This window comes from Anaerobacillus sp. 63XJN7_4_ISO-PGPR-S23-413, from assembly GCF_056173725.1.
Window position 1 is genome coordinate 1,522,606 of sequence record NZ_CM149688.1, and the last position, 20,615, is coordinate 1,543,220.

At 40.8% G+C, this 20,615-nt stretch carries 17 protein-coding genes, 1 pseudogene and 1 riboswitch; of the genes and pseudogenes, 12 read left to right on the plus strand and 6 right to left on the minus strand.

The window, feature by feature from the left end; genetic code table 11:
• The first annotated feature begins 15 nt into the window (after positions 1–15).
• Together AC0VYO_RS08270 and asnB are read left to right on the plus strand one after the other, a co-directional pair.
• On the plus strand, positions 16–1,011 hold the full coding sequence (locus tag AC0VYO_RS08270) for a class I SAM-dependent methyltransferase (protein ID WP_475367154.1): 996 nt from the start codon (positions 16–18) through the stop codon (positions 1,009–1,011).
• 104 nt (positions 1,012–1,115) lie between these two features.
• The gene (gene asnB / locus AC0VYO_RS08275) at positions 1,116–2,957 is read left to right on the plus strand and encodes an asparagine synthase (glutamine-hydrolyzing) (protein WP_475368846.1); all 1,842 of its coding nucleotides are present in this window, start codon (positions 1,116–1,118) and stop codon (positions 2,955–2,957) included.
• Between the two features lie 535 nt (positions 2,958–3,492).
• On the opposite strand, the gene AC0VYO_RS08280 is transcribed toward asnB, so the two are convergent.
• The 3 genes from AC0VYO_RS08280 to AC0VYO_RS08290 all read right to left on the minus strand — a co-directional run bounded on the left by AC0VYO_RS08280 (position 3,493) and on the right by AC0VYO_RS08290 (position 7,234).
• Complete coding sequence (locus AC0VYO_RS08280) at positions 3,493–4,893, minus strand: ammonium transporter (RefSeq protein WP_475368847.1); 1,401 nt, start codon at positions 4,891–4,893, stop codon at positions 3,493–3,495.
• A gap of 22 nt (positions 4,894–4,915) precedes the next feature.
• A complete protein-coding gene (locus AC0VYO_RS08285) occupies positions 4,916–5,257 on the minus strand; it encodes a P-II family nitrogen regulator (RefSeq protein WP_194221146.1) in 342 nt (113 codons plus the stop codon).
• A 243-nt stretch (positions 5,258–5,500) separates the two neighbouring features.
• Positions 5,501–7,234, minus strand: a complete 1,734-nt coding sequence (locus AC0VYO_RS08290; protein WP_475368848.1) for an alpha-glycosidase — start codon at positions 7,232–7,234, stop codon at positions 5,501–5,503.
• 295 nt (positions 7,235–7,529) lie between these two features.
• On the opposite strand from AC0VYO_RS08290, the gene AC0VYO_RS08295 reads away from it, so the two are divergent.
• The 5 genes from AC0VYO_RS08295 (at position 7,530) to AC0VYO_RS08315 (ending at position 12,972) form a co-directional block, all read left to right on the plus strand.
• Complete coding sequence (locus AC0VYO_RS08295) at positions 7,530–8,813, plus strand: extracellular solute-binding protein (RefSeq protein ID WP_430246613.1); 1,284 nt, start codon at positions 7,530–7,532, stop codon at positions 8,811–8,813.
• Positions 8,814–8,908: 95 nt separating this feature from the next.
• Positions 8,909–10,192, plus strand: coding sequence for a carbohydrate ABC transporter permease (locus AC0VYO_RS08300; RefSeq protein WP_194222272.1), 1,284 nt, complete (start codon positions 8,909–8,911; stop codon positions 10,190–10,192).
• A gap of 1 nt (position 10,193) precedes the next feature.
• Positions 10,194–11,036: a sugar ABC transporter permease gene (locus AC0VYO_RS08305; RefSeq protein WP_226612558.1), complete on the plus strand. Its 843-nt coding sequence runs from the start codon at positions 10,194–10,196 to the stop codon at positions 11,034–11,036.
• Positions 11,037–11,264: 228 nt separating this feature from the next.
• The gene (locus AC0VYO_RS08310; protein ID WP_475367159.1) at positions 11,265–12,305 is read left to right on the plus strand and encodes a LacI family DNA-binding transcriptional regulator; all 1,041 of its coding nucleotides are present in this window, start codon (positions 11,265–11,267) and stop codon (positions 12,303–12,305) included.
• Positions 12,306–12,444: 139 nt separating this feature from the next.
• Positions 12,445–12,972, plus strand: coding sequence for a BclA C-terminal domain-containing protein (locus tag AC0VYO_RS08315; protein WP_475367160.1), 528 nt, complete (start codon positions 12,445–12,447; stop codon positions 12,970–12,972).
• Between the two features lie 59 nt (positions 12,973–13,031).
• On the opposite strand, the gene AC0VYO_RS08320 is transcribed toward AC0VYO_RS08315, so the two are convergent.
• The 3 genes and pseudogenes from AC0VYO_RS08320 to AC0VYO_RS08330 form a co-directional block, all read right to left on the minus strand.
• Positions 13,032–14,033, minus strand: a complete 1,002-nt coding sequence (locus AC0VYO_RS08320; RefSeq protein WP_475369051.1) for a DUF11 domain-containing protein — start codon at positions 14,031–14,033, stop codon at positions 13,032–13,034.
• Positions 14,028–14,450: pseudogene (locus tag AC0VYO_RS08325) on the minus strand (hypothetical protein); the annotation flags it as partial. The gene AC0VYO_RS08320 and the pseudogene AC0VYO_RS08325, both read right to left, overlap by 6 nt.
• A gap of 163 nt (positions 14,451–14,613) precedes the next feature.
• A complete protein-coding gene (locus AC0VYO_RS08330; protein WP_475367162.1) occupies positions 14,614–15,483 on the minus strand; it encodes an SDR family oxidoreductase in 870 nt (289 codons plus the stop codon).
• Between the two features lie 142 nt (positions 15,484–15,625).
• Between AC0VYO_RS08330 and AC0VYO_RS08335 the strand changes: the two genes are divergently transcribed.
• The 5 genes from AC0VYO_RS08335 to AC0VYO_RS08355 all read left to right on the plus strand — a co-directional run bounded on the left by AC0VYO_RS08335 (position 15,626) and on the right by AC0VYO_RS08355 (position 20,602).
• Positions 15,626–16,789, plus strand: a complete 1,164-nt coding sequence (locus tag AC0VYO_RS08335; protein ID WP_475367163.1) for a histidine kinase N-terminal domain-containing protein — start codon at positions 15,626–15,628, stop codon at positions 16,787–16,789.
• A gap of 39 nt (positions 16,790–16,828) precedes the next feature.
• Positions 16,829–16,931: riboswitch (TPP riboswitch) on the plus strand.
• Positions 16,932–17,099: 168 nt separating this feature from the next.
• A complete protein-coding gene (tenA, locus tag AC0VYO_RS08340; protein WP_430246618.1) occupies positions 17,100–17,792 on the plus strand; it encodes a thiaminase II in 693 nt (230 codons plus the stop codon).
• Positions 17,789–18,367 carry an ECF transporter S component gene (locus tag AC0VYO_RS08345; protein WP_194221156.1) on the plus strand — a complete coding sequence of 193 codons (579 nt, stop codon included), beginning with the start codon at positions 17,789–17,791 and terminating at the stop codon, positions 18,365–18,367. The genes tenA and AC0VYO_RS08345 overlap by 4 nt, the downstream gene beginning before the upstream one ends.
• Before the next feature lie 11 nt (positions 18,368–18,378).
• Positions 18,379–19,830: an ABC transporter ATP-binding protein gene (locus tag AC0VYO_RS08350; RefSeq protein ID WP_475368849.1), complete on the plus strand. Its 1,452-nt coding sequence runs from the start codon at positions 18,379–18,381 to the stop codon at positions 19,828–19,830.
• A complete protein-coding gene (locus tag AC0VYO_RS08355; protein WP_430246621.1) occupies positions 19,808–20,602 on the plus strand; it encodes an energy-coupling factor transporter transmembrane component T family protein in 795 nt (264 codons plus the stop codon). Before AC0VYO_RS08350 ends, AC0VYO_RS08355 begins: the two co-directional genes overlap by 23 nt.
• The last annotated feature ends 13 nt before the right edge of the window (positions 20,603–20,615 follow it).

A 20,615-nucleotide genomic window follows, 5' to 3' on the forward strand; every position in this document is an offset into this window, starting at 1 on the left:
ACGGGAGGAAACGAGATGAAGGAAATAAAGAAAATCTGGCGTGCTAGAAAGTGGATGAAAAGCAATGAACCTTTTTTATACGCCTGGCATGCCCATGTAGGCTATGTACATGACTTATTTGATGAGTTCGAATTAGGAACAACCGTCTCTGCTGTTGCAACCAAACGAGACATGAATGAACTGCTATTAACAAGATGGGCTGAAGTGGGGGTGGCAATTGGTCACCTAAAAAAAGAGAAGGATGGAAAGGTTCGTTCTAAGAAACATATGGTTGAATCGATCTCAAAAAGCAGTGAGCACTCTGTTGGTATCTTACTAAAAGAAATGATGGAGTTACATATTCCGATCTTGCTGTCCTACCCTGATTTATTAAGCAAAGATCAACCCGCACGATATGAGGACGAAGACTATGGTGGAACGGTTGCAGCAACATCAAGCTTTATTGAACGTTTTGCTTTTCCGAAGATTTATCAAGCGATTAAGACGACGAATGCACAATCCGTTATTGATTTTGGGGCAGGTTACGCAGGGTATTTATCGCGTATTGGAGCAAAGCTAGAGGACATGAAGCTTGTTGGAATTGAAAAAAATCGATCCGTCTGTTTAGATGCAGAAGCTAATATCCATTTTCCGCTAAAATCACCGCTACACCTTTATCCTGATGATATGATGACATGGAAATGGGATGGTGCCCCCTTTGATATGGCGATGATGAATAATTTACTTTATTATTTTGCTCCAGAAGATCGATTGAAACTGTTCCAAAAGGCAAATGAGGTAACAGGTGAAGGTGGTCAGCTGATTATCATCACTCCTATGCATGAATCAAAACACGGGCAGGCTTTCTCGGCTGCGTTTAACAGCTTCATGAGTGCTCATGATAACCTTTATCCATTGCCAAGTCGTGATGAAATGGACGACTTAGCAACAAAAACAGGATTTAAGCTTAAACAAATAAAACCAGTTGTAAAAGAAGGCGCATGGTACTTTTTGCGTTTTCAGAAAGTGTGAGACCTATCAAAAGGTCTCTTTTTTCGTTCCCTGAAAGACATTTTGCACAAAAATTGGGCGTATGCATAATGTGAACAGAGAGGAATGAGAGGAGGGAGATCTTTTTGTGTGGGATAACAGGATGGGTGGATTGGAAGCAGAATCTGACAGGAGAAGAGAACGTTCTTAGGCGAATGGCGAATACGCTATCACGACGGGGTCCAGATGCTTCAAACAGCTGGGTTAGCTCGCATTGTGGATTTGGGCATACTCGTTTGATTGTCGTTGACCCAGCTGGTGGAAGTCAGCCAATGACTAGAACACACAGCGACAAGAAATATACGATTTGTTATAACGGTGAGCTATATAATACGGAGGATTTGCGTAAAGTTCTCCTTGCAAAGGGTTATACATTTCAATCTCATTCGGATACAGAAGTTCTTTTAACGTGCTATGTTGAATGGGGAGAGCAATGCGTTGATCATTTGAATGGTATTTTTGCCTTTGGCATTTGGGATGGAGAGAAATTATTCCTTGCAAGAGACCGCCTTGGTGTTAAGCCGTTATTCTATCGACAAAGTGGCAGCTCGCTTCAATTCGGCTCAGAACTTAAAGCCATTCTTGCTCATCCCGATGTGAAGACGGAGGTCGATCGAGCGGGGCTTCAAGAAATTTTTGGTTTAGGTCCTTCGAGAACACCAGGACATGGGGTTTTTCGAGGGATAAATGAACTGCGACCTGGATTTGCGATGAAGTTTGAGCAGAGTGGTCTTCGTAAATGGCGCTATTGGAATGTCAAAAGTAGTGAACATACTGATGATCTTGATACAACTGTAGGTAAAGTAGGGGACCTTTTAAAAGATTCCATTAAACGACAGCTTGTTGCCGATGTACCAGTTTGTACGTTTTTGTCTGGTGGAGTTGATTCAAGTGCCATTACGTCCGTTGCTCAAACGGCATTCCTTGATGACAATAAGGGCACATTACGGTCTTTTTCGGTTGATTATGTGGATAATGATAAATACTTCAAGAGTAGTGAATTTCAGCCAAATTCAGATGCTCCGTGGATCAAAAAAGTTTCAGCAGAGCTTGCAACTGATCATACGAACTGTGTGATTGATACACCTCAGCTTGTGCATCATTTAAAGGAAGCGATTGAATGTCGAGACCTGCCTGGTATGGCGGATGTAGACTCTTCATTATTGTGGTTTTCAAAGGAAATTAAGAAACATGCGACTGTTGCTCTTTCTGGTGAATGTGCAGATGAAATATTTGGTGGGTATCCATGGTTTCATAAGCCGGAGCTTTTAGATCAGGAGCAGTTTCCGTGGATGAGATCGACACTTGAAAGACAGGCGATGTTAAAAGAAGATGTTCGTAATAAATTGAAGCTAGAAGATTACGTCACGGAAAGATATCGTGAGTCAATTAAGGAAACGCCAGTACTTGATGGTGAGAGTGAGATTGAAGCAAAAAGAAGAGCTCTCTTTTACTTGAATTTAAATTGGTTTATGACAACACTTCTTGAACGAAAAGACCGTATGAGCATGGGAGCTAGTCTAGAAGTAAGGGTGCCATTTTCTGATCACCGCATTATCGAATATGTGTGGAATGTCCCGTGGGATATGAAAATGCTTGATGGTCGAGAGAAGGGACTTTTGCGAAAAGCGATGACAGGAACGCTTTCACATGATGTTCTTTATCGAAAAAAGAGTCCATATCCAAAAACCTATAATCCTGCTTATACGAAAGCCGTTTCTTCATGGCTTCAAGATACGCTCGATAACAAGCAGTCGCCGCTTCTTGAATTGATCGATAGAAAAGTTGTGCAAAATATCATAGATTCAGAAGGAAAGGCGTTTAAAGTACCCTGGTTCGGTCAGCTTATGGCAGGACCTCAATTGATTGCACACCTTGCTCAAATTAATTATTGGATGGAGCATCATAACGTAAATTTAGTCGACTAAAAAAAGGATCGAAGCTGATGGCTTCGATCCTTTTCTTTAAAAGATTGTATTATTGCTCGTTCCGACTTTAGTGGGCAGACACTCGGTCACTTCACCTTTTCATCCGAACACAAAGACCGTGTTCAAATGAAAAGGCTCCAGTGCCTGCCGTGTCTAACCGCCCACTTCCGCTTTTCGTGTCTAGCTGCGACTCGCAGAAACTGCGATATTTCACTCTTTCACCAGAACACAAAGGGCGTGTTCTAGTTCAAGAGATCCAATATCTCCGTTTCTAAACGCTCGTCTCCGCTTTTCGTGTCTAGCTGCAGTGGGCAGGGTCTCGATCGCTTCACCCCATAAAATGAACACAAAAACCGTGTTCTTTTTATGGGCCTCCAGCGCTTGTCGACCCTAACCGCCCACTTCCGCTTTTCGTGTCTAGCTGCGACTCGCAGAAACTGCGATATTTCACTCTTTCAATAGAACACAAAGGGCGTGTTCTAGTTCAAGAGCTCCAATATCTCCGTTTCTAAACGCTCGTCTCCGCTTTTCGTGTCTAAACGCTCCCTTCTGCTTTTCTTTTTTCAACTGGTGGCTGTTCGAGTCCGTTGAGGCGTTCGACTAGGCCGTGGCCGAATGGTGTTCCGGCAGAAGGGCTTTCATTGTTGTTGAGAAGGCCTCCTCTAAGCTCGTAAGCTGTTGAGCCGTGCTCTGCGAAATCAAGTCCCTGAATTTCTTCTTCACGAGAAACGCGAATGGAAGAGAAGCGAGTATAGATGAATAAGAAAATACCTACTGTGCCAATCGTCCACGCCATAACTGCAAGAATTCCGATTGCTTGAACGAGGATTAGGGATGCACCGCCTCCGTAGAATAAACCACCATCGATTGCGAAAAGTCCAACGGCTAGCGTGCCCCACGCCCCACACACTCCGTGAACAGCAATTGCTCCAACTGGGTCATCCAATTTTACGCGTCGGTCAATCAGTTGAACGGCTTCAATCAAGATAACTCCAGCGATAAGACCGATGAACATAGCGCCAATTGGAGATACGCTTGCTGTTCCAGCTGTAATTCCGACAAGTCCAGCTAATGCGCCGTTTAGAGTTAAAGAAGCATCAATTTGCTTATAGCGAATATAAGAATAAAGGGCACTTCCGATGACACCACTTGAAGCAGAAAGAAGTGTTGTCGCTACGATTGTAGGGATAAGTGCGTCGCTTGCTGACAGTGTACTACCTGCATTGAATCCAAACCAGCCGAACCAAAGAATGAATACCCCTAGTGCGCCAAGTGGAATGTTATGACCTTGAATAACGTTCACTTTTCCATTTGAGTATTTACCAAGACGTCCTCCAAGAAAGGCGACTGCTACTACCGCACCAAGTGCACCTGTCATATGAACAACCGTTGAGCCAGCGAAGTCAACAAACCCTAGTTCTGAAAGCCATCCGCCACCCCAAATCCAGTGACCAACAACAGGATAAACAAATCCAATCATCGCAACCGTTACAGCAATATAGCTAATTAATTTCATTCTCTCAGCTACTGCACCAGAAATGATTGTCGCACAAGTTGCCGCAAAGACGGCCTGGAAAACAAAGAAGCCGATGTTTTCAGATTGTCCTAGAAGAAGGAAACCATCACTACCAATAAAACCGCCTGCTGAAGAACCGAACATCAATCCGTAACCAATTATAAAGTAAAGCACTGCACCAATTGACATTGTTAGGAGATTCTTCATTAAAATATTTAAGGCGTTTTTAGAACGGGTAAATCCAGTTTCAACCATTGCAAATCCAGCGTGCATGAAGAATACTAGAAAAGCAGCAATCACAATCCATACGGTATCCATTGAAGCACTCAAGGCGGTTACAGCAGAGGTATCGCCTGCTGCGAAGACATGTCCTCCTGAGAGAAGAAAGAGAAGCGCGAACAAACCAGTGATTTTTTTCATAGCTTTTATCATCCTTTTTGATTTATTTAAATGCAGTTAGTCCGTGTTCACCAGATCGTATACGAATAACATCTTCGACAGGATAGACGAAGATTTTGCCGTCGCCAACTTCCCCGGTTGCACATATATCGCGAATATGCTTAACAACATGATCAAGCAGGTCATCATCAAAAACGAGCTCTACTTTAATTTTTGCCTGAAGCGACACTTCAAAATGACTTCCTCTGAAGACACCAGTTTGTTTTTTCTGTAATCCACATCCAGCTACTTCAGATACTGTCATGCCTGTGATACCTTCATCTCTTAACCGATCTCTTAGATCCTGAAATGCCTCGGGACGAATAATGGCTTCTACTTTTTTCATGTAAGACCCTCCATGTCAGTTTTTCTAACATTGCCTTTTTTCTATATCCTAATATTATGCGGTGAAAACGAGAAATTCAAGGTTATTTTTTGAAAATTTAAAATAGTATGTCATAAAATCTCACCTTAGCACATTTAAATAATCAGAATATTCCAAGTGGGGTAAGGGTGGTTGCGCTTTCAGTTAATTTCGAATTCTGAGGCATAAAAAGAAGCTCCTGGATGATGACCAGGAGCTTCTTGCTCATGAAATGTCTAAAATAGTGAAGCCAAATGGTTCAAGATGAAGTAGGCTAGAGTCGTGCTGACTCCCTAAAAGAGTTTTTGTGTTCAAATAATTGAGTGAGAGATCAGTAGTTATGGCCTTTTCTGAGTTGTTTAATAGAAAGAGGAGCGTTTCATTATTCGTTTTCCTCTTATATTGAATAAGTGATTCATCTGTATACACCACTTCGAAAGTTCCATCGTTCCGAAACGCAGGGTGTTGATTGCGAAGGGCGATTAATTCTTTTAAGAACTGAAATAGTTCAGTGTCCTGGTCTTTTTCATCCCAAATCATACATTCTCGACAATCGGGATCAGCGCCACCTTTCATCCCAATTTCGTCACCATAATAAATACAAGGTGTTCCTGGGAAGGAGAATTGAAGGATATACATGAGCTTCACGACCTCCTTTTTCCCGTTTGCCAGTGTGAGGAGTCGCGGTGTATCGTGACTTCCTAATAAATTAAAGGCGACTTCATTCACATTTGCAGGATAAGAGTGAAGGAGTGCGGATAGTCGGTTCCCCATTGTTTCGGCAGAGATTCTTCCATTTGCATAATGATCAAGTAGGGCAGCAGTTAAAGGGTAATTCATTACAGCATCAAACTGATCGCCCTGTAACCACGGCATCGAGTCGTGCCAGATTTCACCAAGAATATAAAGCTCAGGCTTAATACGCTTAACCTCTCTTCTAAATTCACGCCAGAAGCGGTGATCAATTTCATTTGCAACATCAAGTCGCCACCCGTCAATATCAAATTCTTCTACCCAGTAGCGACCAACTTGTAGTAAATACTCTCTCACTTCTGGGTTCTCAGTATTAAGCTTAGGCATTGTCGCTTCAAAGGCGAAAGTATCATAGGAGGGAAGAGGTTTTGTTTCAATTGGATAGGATCGAACGTGAAACCAGTCTCGATAGCGTGATGCTTCTCCGTTGTTTAATAAGTCCTGAAAAGGTTCGAAGTAATAACCGCTATGATTGAAAACAGCATCAAGCATAACTTTAATGCCTCTTTCATGACAGGCTTTGACGAGCTCTTTAAACATTTCTTTATCGCCAAATTGTGGATCAATCTCCATGTAATCGATTGTGTCGTATTTATGGTTTGAGGCCGCTTTAAAAATAGGTGTGAAGTAAATTCCATTAATTCCAAGTTCCGCTAAGTGATCAAGATGATTTATTACCCCCTGAAAGTCTCCGCCGAAAAAGTTGTTGCGCTCCGGAGGATATTCTCCCCATGGAAGCGTACCTTTTGGATCTAAGGAAGTATCCCCGTTAGCAAATCGTTCGGGAAAGATCTGATACCATACTGTGTCTTTCACCCATTCAGGAGCTGTAAAGATATCAGCTTCATTTAGGAAAGGAAAACTATAATAGTCGTTGGTATCTGATGGCTGTTCCGTATAGAAGCCTTTTTCAGTATGATAATACGCTTCATTTTTATCTTCTAGAAAAAAGCCATATCTCAATCTACGATAAGGAGGTTGGATCGCTATACTCCAATAATCGAATAGAGAGTCAGAGCCAGTTACTTTCATTGTTTTAGAAGTGAACTGCCATTTGTTGTCTTTCCAATCATACGGATCTCCATAAATAAGGGAGATGGATGTCACATCATCTTTCTTTGTTCGAATCATCAGGTGTAGTGTTTTCTTATCATATGCGTAAGCATAGTTGTTCTTTGGGCGGTGATAAATGGCTTCTTTAAACATAAATAGATACCTCCGTGTGCAATCGCTTGCATTTTAATAAAAGAAAACTCATTTCAAGCACTAATCGAAATGGAACGTTGCTTCTATATAAATGTAGAAGATCAAAGTACGATAGTCAAATGTAAAAAACAAGGAGAAATTCTGTTTCGAAAAAATTTTGAAAAAACTTTGTGCAAACGGTTGCGAAAATTTTATAGCCATGTATAATAAGTTATAGAAAGACAGTGCAATCGTTTTCACTGAGTTGTATGAAAGCGCTTGTACTCCTATCGTAAAATTAAGAGGGGGTTAACACATGAAACGCTTTTTCGCTTTGTTTCTTACACTAGTTCTTGCAATCGGCGTTCTTGCAGCATGCGGACCGCAAAACAATGAAAACGCTTCTAGTAACAACGGAGGCAGTGATTCTGAGGGAGAAGATGCAAATAAACCTGAGAAGCTAGTTGTTTGGGAAGATACAGATAAAGGGATTGCACTTGAACCGGCTATTGCTAGCTTCGAGGAAGAGTACGGCATTAAAGTTGAATTTAAAGAACTAGGTATGGCTGACGAAATTAGAGAGCAAATTCGTCTTGATGGTCCAGCAGGTACTGGTCCTGACGTTATTACACTTCCACATGATCAAATTGGACAGGCAGCGGTTGAAGGACTTATTTCCCCAATCGAAGTTGAACAGTCTGTGATTGATACATTTACAGAATCTTCTATTCAAGCTGAAAACTTTGACGGTAACCTTTATGGACTACCAAAAGCAACGGAAACACCTGTCTTCATTTACAACAAAGATCTAATGGAAAAAGCTCCGGAATCAATGGATGAAGTCTATGATTTTGCAAAAGACTTCACGAAAGACAAGCAGTATGGCTTCCTTGCGCTATGGGATAACTTCTATTTTGCAAACGCTGTCCTTTCAGGATATGGCGGCTATGTGTTTGATCGCACTGATGAGGGATTAAACCCAGATGACATCGGTCTTAATAATGATGGTGCTATTGAAGGAACGGAATATATTCAGAAATGGTATCAGGAAGATCTTTTCCCTAAAGGCCTAATTGGTGAAAACGGTGGATCTACAATGGATGGTCTATTTAATGAAGGGAAAGCAGCTTCCGTTATGAACGGACCATGGTCTTTCCAGGGTTATAAAGATGCTGGAATTGACATTGGTGTTGCGCCAATGCCTACACTTCCAAACGGAGAGAATTTCAAAACATTTATCGGTGTTAAAGGCTGGCACGTAAGTAATTTCTCTGAGAACAAAGAATGGGCTACGAAGCTCGTTGAATGGTTAACAAATGAGGAGAATGCAAAGATTCGTTACGAAAAAACAGCAGAAATTCCTCCTGTTAAATCACTAATTGAAGATCCAGTTATTGCTGATAATGAAGGTGCAAGTGCCGTAGCACTTCAATCTCAATATGGCGTTCCGATGCCTAACATTCCAGAAATGGCTGAAGTATGGGAGCCAGCAGCGTCTGCTCTACAATTAGTAGCAACAGATAAGCAAGAACCAAAAGCAGCCCTTGATGAGGCTACGAAAACAATTAAGTCTCAAATCGAGCAGAATCACAGCAACTAAAGTTTTGAAAATTTAAAGCGGTACTCCGGAAACGGGGTACTGCTTCTCACTTTAAAGCTAGAAAAGTGGGGAGAAGAAAGGGGATTGCCATCACGATGGAGGCAACTGAGCGTCAAACAAAGCATCGAAAAACAGCACTTGCTTTATCACTAATACCTGGATTCGGTCAGTTTTATAACAAGCAGATCCTCAAAGGACTTATGTTCTTCATCTTAACGGTTTCATTTGCCGTTGCTTTTGCTGACTTAATCAACATTGGATTATGGGGGATCGTTACCCTGGGGGAAAAGCTACCACGAGATCACTCCATCTTCTTGTTAACACAGGGAATTATCGCTGTCCTTGTTATCCTGATTGGATTGGTTATTTATTTCTTAAACCTAAGGGATGCATATTTGAATGGAAGAAATCGTGATCTAGGCATTCCCTTAAATTCTGTTAGAGAGCAATACCGTAATGTTTCTGAACAAGGGTTTCCTTACTTAATGCTATCACCAGGATTTTTCTTATTAATCTTTGTTGTTATTTTCCCGATCTTGTTTGTTATTTTACTTTCGTTTACAAACTACGATCTCTACCATTCTCCACCAGCTAACTTAGTAGATTGGATTGGGATTCAAAACTATATTGATATATTTAAGCTAGACATCTGGCGCGATACTTTCATTGATGTATTCTCATGGACAATCGTATGGACATTTGTTGCAACAACAGGACAAATTGCCATTGGTATTTTTCTAGCCGTTTTGATGAACCAGAAAGACCTTAAATTTAAAGGCATCTTTAGAACAATCTTTATCTTGCCTTGGGCCGTACCAGCTTTCGTATCAATCCTTGTGTTTGCGGGGATGTTTAATGAGACGTTTGGTGCGATAAATAACGACATCTTAGCAGCGTTCGGTATCGATGCGATACCATGGCTTACAGAGCCATTTTGGACAAAAGTTGCTTTAATTCTTATACAGTTCTGGCTTGGATTCCCGTTTATTTTCGCTATGGTAACGGGTGTGCTTCAATCGATTCCAGATGAATTATATGAAGCTGCCACAGTAGATGGTGCGAATATCTGGCAGAAGTTTAGAGGAATCACGCTTCCAATGGTTCTTTTTGCAATCGCGCCAATTTTAATCACACAATATACATTTAACTTTAATAACTTTAACGTTATTTACCTGTTTAACGGTGGTGGTCCTGCCGTATCAGGTCAAACAGCAGGCTCTACTGACATTTTGATTTCGTGGATCTATAAGCTCACGTTTACGTCTGCGCAATATGGCAAAGCTGCTGCTATTACCATGATTCTATCAGCCATTGTTATAGGTGTAGCACTATGGCAGTTTAGAAGAACGAAATCATTCCAAGAAGAGGATATGATGTAATATGAGTCCAAAAATGCAGAATACCTTACGTTTAACACTGTCCTACATTGCCATCGCTATTGCTTGTGTCATCATCTTGTATCCAGTTCTATGGATTGTGGGGTCTTCCTTTAATCCCGGTGACAGTCTATCTGGATCATCCATTATCCCGAAGGATGCAACATTGGAGCATTACAAATCGTTATTTAATACGGCTGAAAGTGATTACTTGCTTTGGTATTGGAACACATTGAAGATTTGTATCATCACAATGATTCTAGCCGTAGCGATGATCTCCTGTATGGCTTATGCCTTCTCACGCTACCGTTTCGTCGGTCGTAAAAATGGATTAATGACTTTCTTAATTCTTCAAATGATCCCGAACTTTGCAGCACTTATTGCGATCTATGTATTAGCTTATACAACGGGTTTGTTAGATACGCACTTTGCGCTGATTCTCGTTTATACAGGTGGTTTACTGCCAATGAATACCTGGCTTGCTAAAGGATACTTTGATACAATTCCAAAAGAGCTTGATGAGTCAGCTCGAATCGATGGAGCGGGTCACTTTCGTATCTTCTGGCAAATCATATTACCACTTGCAAAACCGATTCTTGCTGTTGTAGCATTATTTAGTTTCATTACACCGTTTACGGATTTTATTCTTGCTCAAGTTATTCTTCGTAGTGAGGATAAATATACGTTAGCGGTTGGTCTTTACAAAATGATTTCTGATCAGTTCGGTAATGAGTTTACAACGTTCGCTGCAGGATCAGTATTGATTGCGATCCCAATTTCAATTTTATTCTTATCGCTGCAACGTTACTTTATATCTGGACTTACTGCTGGTGGAACGAAAGGATAGAGCAAGACGTGAGAAAGAAGAGGAAGAGGAGAGCTACTCTTGCAGCTTCTTTCTCTTTTTTTATCCTAATTCTTCGTTTAGAGAACTTTAATAGGTAGGATTGTTTCTCTATAGTAGATGTCATTTTCAATAGAAATCGTTTACAATGAATCATTAGATAGTTAAGATAGATCAATTACTTATCATATGAAATGAACAAGCGAAAGCTTTGTATAGGAGGAAATCCCAATGGCAGTAACGATTAAAGATGTAGCGAAGCTTGCCAATGTTGCGCCATCAACGGTATCACGTGTGATCGCAAATAATCCACGAATTAGTGAGCAAACGAAACGTCGTGTAAGAGAGGCGATGGAAGAGCTTGGCTACCATCCTAACTATAATGCAAGAAGTCTAGCGAACCGGAGTACACAAACGATTGGCCTTGTCATGCCGAGTTCAGCAGATAAAGTATTACAGAACCCATTCTTTCCAGAAGTTCTTCGCGGTATTAGTACGAAGGCTCATGAAAAAGAATATACCTTATATATGTCCACTGGGGCAACAGAAGAAGAAATGCTAGAAGGCGTAATGGGGATGGTTCACGGGCGTAGAGTGGACGGTATAGTAATGCTTTATTCAAGAATCGACGATAAAATCATGACGTTTTTACAGGAACAAAATTTTCCGTTTACCGTTATTGGGAAGCCGCTAGTGAATCCAGATTCAATCACTCATGTCGATAATGATAACTATAGCGCGGCAAAAGATGTAACCGAGCATTTTATCGGCAAAGGTCATGAACGGATCGCATTTGTTGGAGGGAATTTAGATCTAGTCGTTACCGTGGAGCGGTTACACGGTTATGAAAAAGCCCTACAGGAAGCGGAAATCCCACTCCAAGACGATTATGTTGTTCATGTGGAGTTTCTAAAAGAAGGCGGACAGGAAGCGGTAATGGCATTATTTTCGTTAGAAAATCCTCCAACCGCGCTTGTTGTTGCAGATGATCTTATGGCCCTTGGTATCATGAGCAAGCTTGATGAGATGGGTCTTTCTGTTCCTGAAGATGTTTCCGTCATTAGTTTCAATAATGTGATGCTCGCTGAATATGCCAGTCCGCCGCTTACTTCTGTTGATATTAATATTTTCCAACTAGGTTATCAGGCAGTGAACTGTTTGCTAGAGAAAATTAGTGATCCTGAGTCAGGAAACAAACGTGTTTGTGTACCACACAAGGTTGTAGAGCGCTGGACAGTGAGAACGATTAATCAGAATGAGAGTATGAAATAGCCACGAAGGTGGCTATTTATTTTGGGGAATTTTAATAAAATACATATAAACTTTGAACAAGCCGTCATCAGCCGTTCCAAATCCATCAAGGATCGCGTTTACTATAGTAAATACAAATTCTCCAAAGTAGGTGATTTTCATGAGTTGTTCAGGTTGTGGAGGTTGTGGGAGCTGTTCTGGAGGAGCATTTGGTAGACAAGGTGCACAGGGAATCCCTGGTCCACCAGGGCCGCAGGGGCCTGAGGGACCAGAAGGACCGTCAGTCACAGGCACTTCGGGTTTTGCGGCAAATACAGGTGGTGCAATCATCAACGTTATTCTAGGTGGAACGAACATCCCCCTTCCAAATGGACAAAGTTTGCCTGCTACAATCACAGTAAATGGTCCGAACACCATTTTTACCGTACAAGAAGCAGGAAGGTACTACATTTCTTATCAAATTAATAAAACCGCTTCTCTAATCGTTAGTTCAAGATTATTAATTAATGGAGCTTCCCTCCCCCAATCGGTCATATCCCCTCTTGTTTCTTTAAATAAATATAGCGCTGAAGTAATAACAGCTTTAAACGCTGGTGATACGATCTCACTTCAACTGTTTGGTTTGGTTGCAGCAGTTGTGTTGACGTCGGGTGTGGGAGCGTCATTAACGATTATTAGAGTCGAATAACTAGTTTATATAAAATGAAAGATCGCGTGCAAAATTAGCACACGATCTTTTTTTACTAATTAACATACAGTAGATATGGCCTGGTTACTAGTAGCGATTTTACCACAGCTAAACTCGACTTCGGCTACATTAAGAACAAAACAGTTACACCGTTTCACAACAATCTGGAAGAAAATTGTAACGGTATCACCGACATCAATATCATCGAGGTCAATACCATATTGGGGATTACTACCCGGATATTGTACACTATCAATATACAAACTATTCTCAATAAATTGGGTGCAAGCTGGAAGGTAATCAGTAAAGATTACGTTAATAGCGGGAACAACGCCGTTGTTTGTAATGGTGATCGTATACGAAAGCACGTCACGATAGGTGGAAAATGGCTTATCAACGGTTTTCACGATATCTAAAATGGCATCACCTTCGTCAATTTGGACGCCAAGTGCATTTGGCATATAAGCATCGCCTGACGACGTGAAGCGGAAAACAGCCGTGGATTGGTTGTTCGGTAATAGGCCAGCCCCACTGACGTTTGTAATATCCCATCCCTGTCTTCCAGCAACAATATTCGTTAATGTAAAAGGATCCTGGTTCCGGTTACCAAATGTTCCACTCGTATCAAGATTTCCGGAATCATCATTAATTTGAGAGCCAAAAAAGTTTCCTAGTGGGTTATTTGGTCCTGAGAGAAGGGTTAATGTACCTGCATCAGGCCCAAAAAGAGCTTGATCCCCTCCTATATTCGCGTCACCTTCTTGAGCTGAGATGAGTAAACGGGCATCTACAGTACCTGAAGGAGGAGTCATAAAACCTGAAATGGCTATATCAATTGTGGGGTTTAAAGGATTAATGACGATACCCTGGGCGCCGACAAATAAATTCAGAGATCGGTTTGGTAATGTACTATTCGCATAAACAACGGCGAGTGTCCATCCTGCATGGTTCGTATCAGCTGTGGAAGCTTGAAGAGGATCGACTAGTCCTGGTACGCCGCCTACGGTGTATGTACCAGCGCCAGCTGCTTGAACGATTGATGTAACATCATTGGAGCGCATGTAAAATCCTCGAGTATTTCCTCCGATGGTAAATGTTGGCTCATTACTAGTAGTTGGGTCGGGACTAATTGTGAAATCAGTCCCGCTTGGGTTCGTGAACGTAACAGAATTATCAATATCAGATGTAATGTCTTCGTTTACTGAAAGATAATTTCCTCCCCAGATTAATTCAGCATATAAAACGGAGCTTCCAGCTGGTAATACTAGATTAGCCTCTGAGTTATTTAAAGTATAATCCAGAGTGGTTCCTGGTGGAAAAGTTGGCACTTGAAGTGATGTATCGGTTGTAATAAATGCTCCGATACTTCCTTGAGTTCCAGCCTGGTTAGCATTTAGTAACTGACTTAATCCTAAAGTGTTTCCTGTAAATGTCATGGCTCCACACGTTCGGGTGGAGTATCGATTGGTAAAAGCCATAATGACAACCCCTATTGAACATACGTGTTCAAATATAGTCTAAAACTGTATTCACTATACTATATGAATACAGTAAAAAGACGTATAAACTCTTGTCCAATAGAGTCTTAAAAATCATTTTTTTATAGAGTGAATAATATAAAAAAACCTCCCAAAGGAGGTTTTAAGATGTTAAAAACTGTCCACCATTTATATGAATCGTTTGACCTGTCATATAAGAAGATCCATCAGAACCAAGAAGGACGTAAGCCGCAGCTAATTCTTCTGGCTGACCCGGTCTTCCCATTGGTGTATTCGTTCCAAAGTTTTTCACTTTTTCTGCTGAGAAGGTGGAAGGGATAAGCGGTGTCCAAATAGGACCAGGTGCAACGCTGTTGACACGAATACCTTTTCCAACGAGCGACTTTGCGAGACTCCTTGTGAACGTTGTGATTGCACCTTTTGTACTAGAGTAATCGATCAGCTGATCATTGCCTTCATATGCGGTTACAGAGGATGTGTTAATGATTGCACTTCCTTTTTTAAGATGGGGAAGAGCGGCTTTCGTCAGGTGAAACATGGCAAAAACGTTGGTTCGGAATGTTTTTTCGAGCTGTTCTGCACTAATTTCTTCTATTCCCTGTTGGGGGTGCTGTTCTGCTGCATTATTAATTAAAATATCGAGCTGTCCGAAATGATCAATCACCTGTTTAATCACATCGTAAGCAAAGCTTTCACTCCCAATGTCTCCCGGCAACAATAAACATTCGCTTCCGATCTCTTCGATTTTTTGTTGCGTATGTTGCGCATCTTCATGTTCGTCAAGATAAACAATGGCGATTTTTGCTCCTTCTTTTGCATAAGCAATCGCAACGGCTTCGCCTATCCCACTATCTCCTCCAGTGATGAGAGCGACTTTATTCGTTAATTTTCCTGATCCTTTATAATCCCGGTCATCCATTATGGGCTTTGGATCCATTTCTTGCTGAGATCCTGGCTGATGATTTTGATGTTGTGCTGGTTGTCCATCCGTCTGTCTAAAATCTGGTCGCATGGGATAACTCCTTTCAAATTATATATGTAAGGAATTGCCAATCGGGAGAATTTCTAAACCTAAGTCTGAGAATATAATGATGACATTTGCATTACATGATAAAATGAAACAAACCTATAATGTAGTTTGTGAGGCGAGAGGTATGAATTTTGATTTAAGAGAATCTGAATTTGAAGAACGGTTTGCGTCGTTTTTGGAACAAAGTCAGCCCAAAATTGTAGAAAAGTGGCTGCTTGGCGCAAAAATTTCTCAAGAGGATCCTTATTATGAAGAAATCATTAAGAATGGGAAACGAACGGTTGAACTTATCTCTCGTTATATTCGCCTTCAGGATGAAAGTTGGATTATGACATTAACTAAGAAAATTGCCAATGAGCGAATTGAAGCAAATGTTAATATCGGAGAGTTTATTGCGAATATTAATTTTGGGAGATCGGTTGTGATCTCTGTCTTAAACGAATCATCATTTGATAGAGACGAACTTTCGAAAGGTCTTCAAATCATTAATAATTATTTTAATGCCTATTCGTATCATTCAGTAACGGAATACACGAAGGTGAAAGATAATATCATTCATGATAAAAATAAGTTTATACAGGAAATGCATAGTGATCGTTTAACCATTCTTGGTCAGCTAGGTGCGAGCTTTGCTCATGAATTTCGCAATCCTCTTACCTCCATTAAAGGATTTTTGAAATTATTAGAAGATGATAGTGATGCTAATAATTCGATCGAGAAACACTATTTCGAAATCCTCAATAGCGAAATGAAAAGTCTAGAAGAGAAGGTAAGTCAATTTCTTTTCTTATCAAAAATGCGTGGGAGCGACGATCGTCCTCTATCATTAAATTTAAGTGGATTATTAAGATATACCATTGAAATTCTTTATCCAAGACTACTAGAATCAAATATAGAAGTGGAAACAGCCATTACTCCAGACATTCCACTGTTCGGTGTAGAAGAACAAATTAAACAAGTCATTCTTAATATTATGATTAACTCGATTGAAGAGTTAAATGAAAATAAAATCGATCATCGAAAAATTGAGCTGAGAGCAAAAGAAAACCATGGACGGATTACGATTGAAATTTCCAATAATGGCCGGCAAATTTCATCGCATCTTGTTGAAAGTATCTTTCAACCGTTCATTAGTACAAAAAAACTCGGAACAGGTCTTGGATTGTCTGTTTGCAAGCAAATTATTGAAAAGCACGAAGGTGTTATTTCAGTGCGATCAAATCCAGAACAAACAACTTTTGTAATTGAACTTCCAGTAATGGTTGACAAAGGTGTGAAAGAAGAGTAGCTTAATAGTTATCAAACTAACATTCAAAAAAGCTTTTTATATATCCACTAGGGGAGTCATTTATATGACTGAGACAGGATGTCCTGGACCCTTTGAACCTGATCTGGTTAGCGCCAGCGGAGGAAAGTGGAGACGGATGCCACCGCAGCCGCTCCATTTTTGGAGCGGCTTTTATACGTTTTGATTTCCTAAACGTGTAGAAGTAAGGAATGCTTACAAGTATTTCTAAATCTCCAAAAATGACGGAACAACGGCATTCAAGCTCCTTTCCTCTTCATCAGTTGGATGAAAAGCGGAGAGGAGTTTTTTTATGTCATTTACTGAACAGTTAAGAGAGGAAGCAGCACCAATTTTTGGAGCGATCTTTAATCATCCATTTGTGAGAGGAATTGCGGAGGGAAAGTTAGAGAAGGAACAGCTTGTTCACTATGTAAAGCAGGACTTTGAATATTTGAATACATTTGTTCGAATCTATGGCATTGCGCTATCAAAATGTGAAAACCGAGAAGAGATGGCACTTTTCACTGAACAAATATCATTTGTACTCCATAGTGAGGTTCATCCTCATAATAATTTGTGTCGAGCTGCAGGCGTCACTTATGAAGAGCTGCAAGGCTATCCCCTCGCCCCGACGGCACATCATTATACGAGGCATATGCTTGACGCTGCTCATTCAGGTACGCTCGGAGAAATCGTTGCAGCCCTTCTGCCATGCCCATGGACATACCTGGAGATTGGTCAGCGTTTAATGGAAGAGGTTAATCCTAAAGAAGATCATCCTTTTTATGATTGGATTACGTTTTACGGAGAGAAGTCAATGGAACCTGTGACGGATCAACTAAGAAAAATCCTCGATCAGTGGGCTGAGACGGCACCTGAAAGAGAATTGAAGCGAATCAAGGACTATTTCATTCTTAGCTGTCAGTTGGAATATGGTTTCTGGGAAATGGCTTATCAAGTAGAAGAGTGGCCTGTCTCCCTCCAAAAAGGTGAGCGCGTATGAAACGACTAAAACTATCGGACATTTTGATTACGATCGTGATTGCCCTTGTTTTTGGGATTATTTATAAACTGTGGGGACCGGTCTATAACATCTTTAAACCATTTGGTCTCCATATTGGTGATGTGATTTACGGGATGTGGTTTATTGCGGGTACAGTAGCAGTGCTTCTTCTTCGTAAGCCCGGTGTGGCACTACTTGCAGAAACGGCTGCAGCTTCTGGTGAATTTCTTGTTGGTTCTGAATATGGATTGTCCGTTCTTCTATATGGAATTGTTCAAGGATTAGGAACGGAATTAATGTTTGCTTTATTTGGCTATAAACGATACACCGCATTTGTTGCGGCGCTTGGAGGGATTGCTGCTGCAGTAGGCTCCATTGTCATGGATGCTGCCTATGGGTATGTGATGGACCTTGCTCTATGGAATTTACTTCTTCTCATTGGTGCTAGGTTAATAGGTGGTTTCCTGTTAGCTGGACTACTTGCTTATTTCCTTGTAGAAGCTCTAGAGAAAACGGGTGTTACTAGCTTAGTTAGACCAGCAAGTGATGAGGATTATAAGGCGTTAGATCAGTAAGGAGTGGTTATATGAAAGTAGGTGTATCAAACCTTCGTGTAAAATATGCGGGAGCGGACACACTGCTATTTAATCGGTTATCTCTTGAGATTGCAGAAGGGGAAAAGGTCTTATTTCTTGGTCCGAGCGGTTGTGGTAAATCAACTCTTCTTCAGATATTATCTGGTTTAATTCCAAATGCCGTTCCAGTGCCTATGAAGGCAGATGCCAAAAGTATACCAGCATCTTCAGGCGTTGTATTTCAAGATCCTGATTCTCAGTTTTGCATGCCATATGTGGATGAAGAGATGGCATTCGTATTGGAAAATCGTGCTGTCCCGCAACCTGAAATGGAAGGGTTAATTCGTCATTATCTTGAAAAGGTAGGTCTTTCCTTTAAGGATCCGCATATTGAGATTAGTTCACTTTCACAAGGGATGAAACAGCGACTAGCCATTGCCTCCATGCTTGCACTTGAGCCAGATGTAATCTTTTTGGATGAACCGACCGCGTTACTTGATCCTGCAGGTACCTCTGACGTATGGAAAACAATTAAACAACTTAATGCTACACAAACAATGATTATCGTTGAGCATAAGATTGATGAAGTAATTGATTTTGTTGATCGCATCGTCCTTTTTGATTCAGAGGGAAGGATTATTGCAGATGCTGACCCACAAAGTGTCTTCTCCTTTTATAAACATAAGATGAAGGAATATGGGATCTGGTATCCGGGCGTATGGGAAGAACATACAAATAAAAAAAAACTTCCTGCACCGTATGTTAAAGGGGAAGAAATTCTTGAGATTAAACAGTTAAAAGGGTATCGAGGCAAAATCCCAAAAATTGAAGTGCATAATGGGTCAGCTCATGAAGGAGAATGGATTGTGGTTACCGGAAAGAATGGAGCAGGTAAAAGCTCCTTTCTTTTAAGTTTAATGAACGTGATGAAAACGACTGGTAAAAAGAGAGTAAAGAATCAGGAATTAAAATCGATCAAAGCTTCCCGTGAGCAGCTAGCTTTTGTTTTTCAAAATCCAGAATTTCAATTTGTCACGAATTCTGTCTATGATGAACTTGCTTATTCCCTTGAAATGATGGAAGACGCGGAAGTAGATCAAAAAGTAGGGCAGTGGCTTGAAGCATATGATCTTAAGCAAGTGCGAACTCTTCATCCGTACCAGCTTTCTACGGGTCAAAAAAGAAGGTTAAGCGTAGGAACGGCCATGTTTGGTTCTCAACCGATTCTTTTGTTAGACGAACCAACATTTGGTCAAGATGCAAGTAATACGTTTAAGTTGCTAGCTTTATTTGAACAGTTAAGGTCAGATGGAATGCTCATTATTATGGTGACGCATGATGAGAAGATTGTTCAAAATTATGGGACGAGAGAGTGGATCATTGAAGAGGGTAAGCTAACTGCTGATCGAGAGCTTCTGAGAAGGGAAGAGAGGGAGCATCATGCAGTGGACTCTACAGTATAAAGAAACATGGCTTCATCGTTTAAATCCTGCTTTCAAATTGGTGTTCATTTTAGCATTATTTATCCTTCTATTATTCGTTCACAATCCAAATTTGATTAGCAATGTAACAGTGGTTCCATTAATTCTCGTCTTGTTCGCCACAGGACATCGGAAAAGGATACTAGCGATTTTAATGATTCCATTTTTGTTGTTATTTTTCTCAAGTGCTTCTAGTATGATGTTCTTTGGTCAAGGGACGACGACTTGGTGGAAGTGGGGAATCGTTCATATTACAGAAGAGAGCTTCTTTCGAGGTCTTCACATCGGGTTTCGAGCTTTAAATTTCGCCTTGCTCGGACTTCTATTCGCTTTGACAACGAGGCCAGTATTTCTCTTCTATTCCCTCGTTCAACAGCTTAAAGTACCGCCTCGGTTTGCCTATAGCTTTATGGCTGCTGTTCGTATTCTTCCTGTTATGATGGAGGAATTCCAACAGCTAAGAGCCGCATTACGTATTAGAGGTATAAAAAAGAAAAAAGGGTTCGCTCGAATCATGCAGTCTGTGACACTTTATGCTGTGCCATTGCTTTCTCAAAGTATTCGTAGAGCTCATCGCATTGCAGTTGCCATGGAAGCGAAGCAGTTTAATAATAAGGAACGAACTTATTATTATAAACAGACCTTCTCTAGAGTTGATGCATATTTTATACTCTACATTATGGTAGGTTTTTCGCTTGCATTTTGGGTAGGCACAACATTTCCTTACTTTAATATAACCGATGTTAGAAATTAAGAAACCGGCTGTT

Coding starts and splice junctions, on each gene's coding strand:
- AC0VYO_RS08270 (WP_475367154.1), top strand. CDS start 16: ATGAAGGAAATAAAGAAAATCTGGCGTGCTAGAAAGTGGATGAAAAGC.
- AC0VYO_RS08280 (WP_475368847.1), bottom strand. CDS start 4,893: ATGAAAAAAATCACTGGTTTGTTCGCGCTTCTCTTTCTTCTCTCAGGA.
- AC0VYO_RS08285 (WP_194221146.1), bottom strand. CDS start 5,257: ATGAAAAAAGTAGAAGCCATTATTCGTCCCGAGGCATTTCAGGATCTA.
- AC0VYO_RS08290 (WP_475368848.1), bottom strand. CDS start 7,234: ATGTTTAAAGAAGCCATTTATCACCGCCCAAAGAACAACTATGCTTAC.
- AC0VYO_RS08295 (WP_430246613.1), top strand. CDS start 7,530: ATGAAACGCTTTTTCGCTTTGTTTCTTACACTAGTTCTTGCAATCGGC.
- AC0VYO_RS08300 (WP_194222272.1), top strand. CDS start 8,909: ATGGAGGCAACTGAGCGTCAAACAAAGCATCGAAAAACAGCACTTGCT.
- AC0VYO_RS08305 (WP_226612558.1), top strand. CDS start 10,194: ATGAGTCCAAAAATGCAGAATACCTTACGTTTAACACTGTCCTACATT.
- AC0VYO_RS08310 (WP_475367159.1), top strand. CDS start 11,265: ATGGCAGTAACGATTAAAGATGTAGCGAAGCTTGCCAATGTTGCGCCA.
- AC0VYO_RS08315 (WP_475367160.1), top strand. CDS start 12,445: ATGAGTTGTTCAGGTTGTGGAGGTTGTGGGAGCTGTTCTGGAGGAGCA.
- AC0VYO_RS08320 (WP_475369051.1), bottom strand. CDS start 14,033: ATGCGCTCCAATGATGTTACATCAATCGTTCAAGCAGCTGGCGCTGGT.
- AC0VYO_RS08330 (WP_475367162.1), bottom strand. CDS start 15,483: ATGCGACCAGATTTTAGACAGACGGATGGACAACCAGCACAACATCAA.
- AC0VYO_RS08335 (WP_475367163.1), top strand. CDS start 15,626: ATGAATTTTGATTTAAGAGAATCTGAATTTGAAGAACGGTTTGCGTCG.
- tenA (WP_430246618.1), top strand. CDS start 17,100: ATGTCATTTACTGAACAGTTAAGAGAGGAAGCAGCACCAATTTTTGGA.
- AC0VYO_RS08345 (WP_194221156.1), top strand. CDS start 17,789: ATGAAACGACTAAAACTATCGGACATTTTGATTACGATCGTGATTGCC.
- AC0VYO_RS08350 (WP_475368849.1), top strand. CDS start 18,379: ATGAAAGTAGGTGTATCAAACCTTCGTGTAAAATATGCGGGAGCGGAC.
- AC0VYO_RS08355 (WP_430246621.1), top strand. CDS start 19,808: ATGCAGTGGACTCTACAGTATAAAGAAACATGGCTTCATCGTTTAAAT.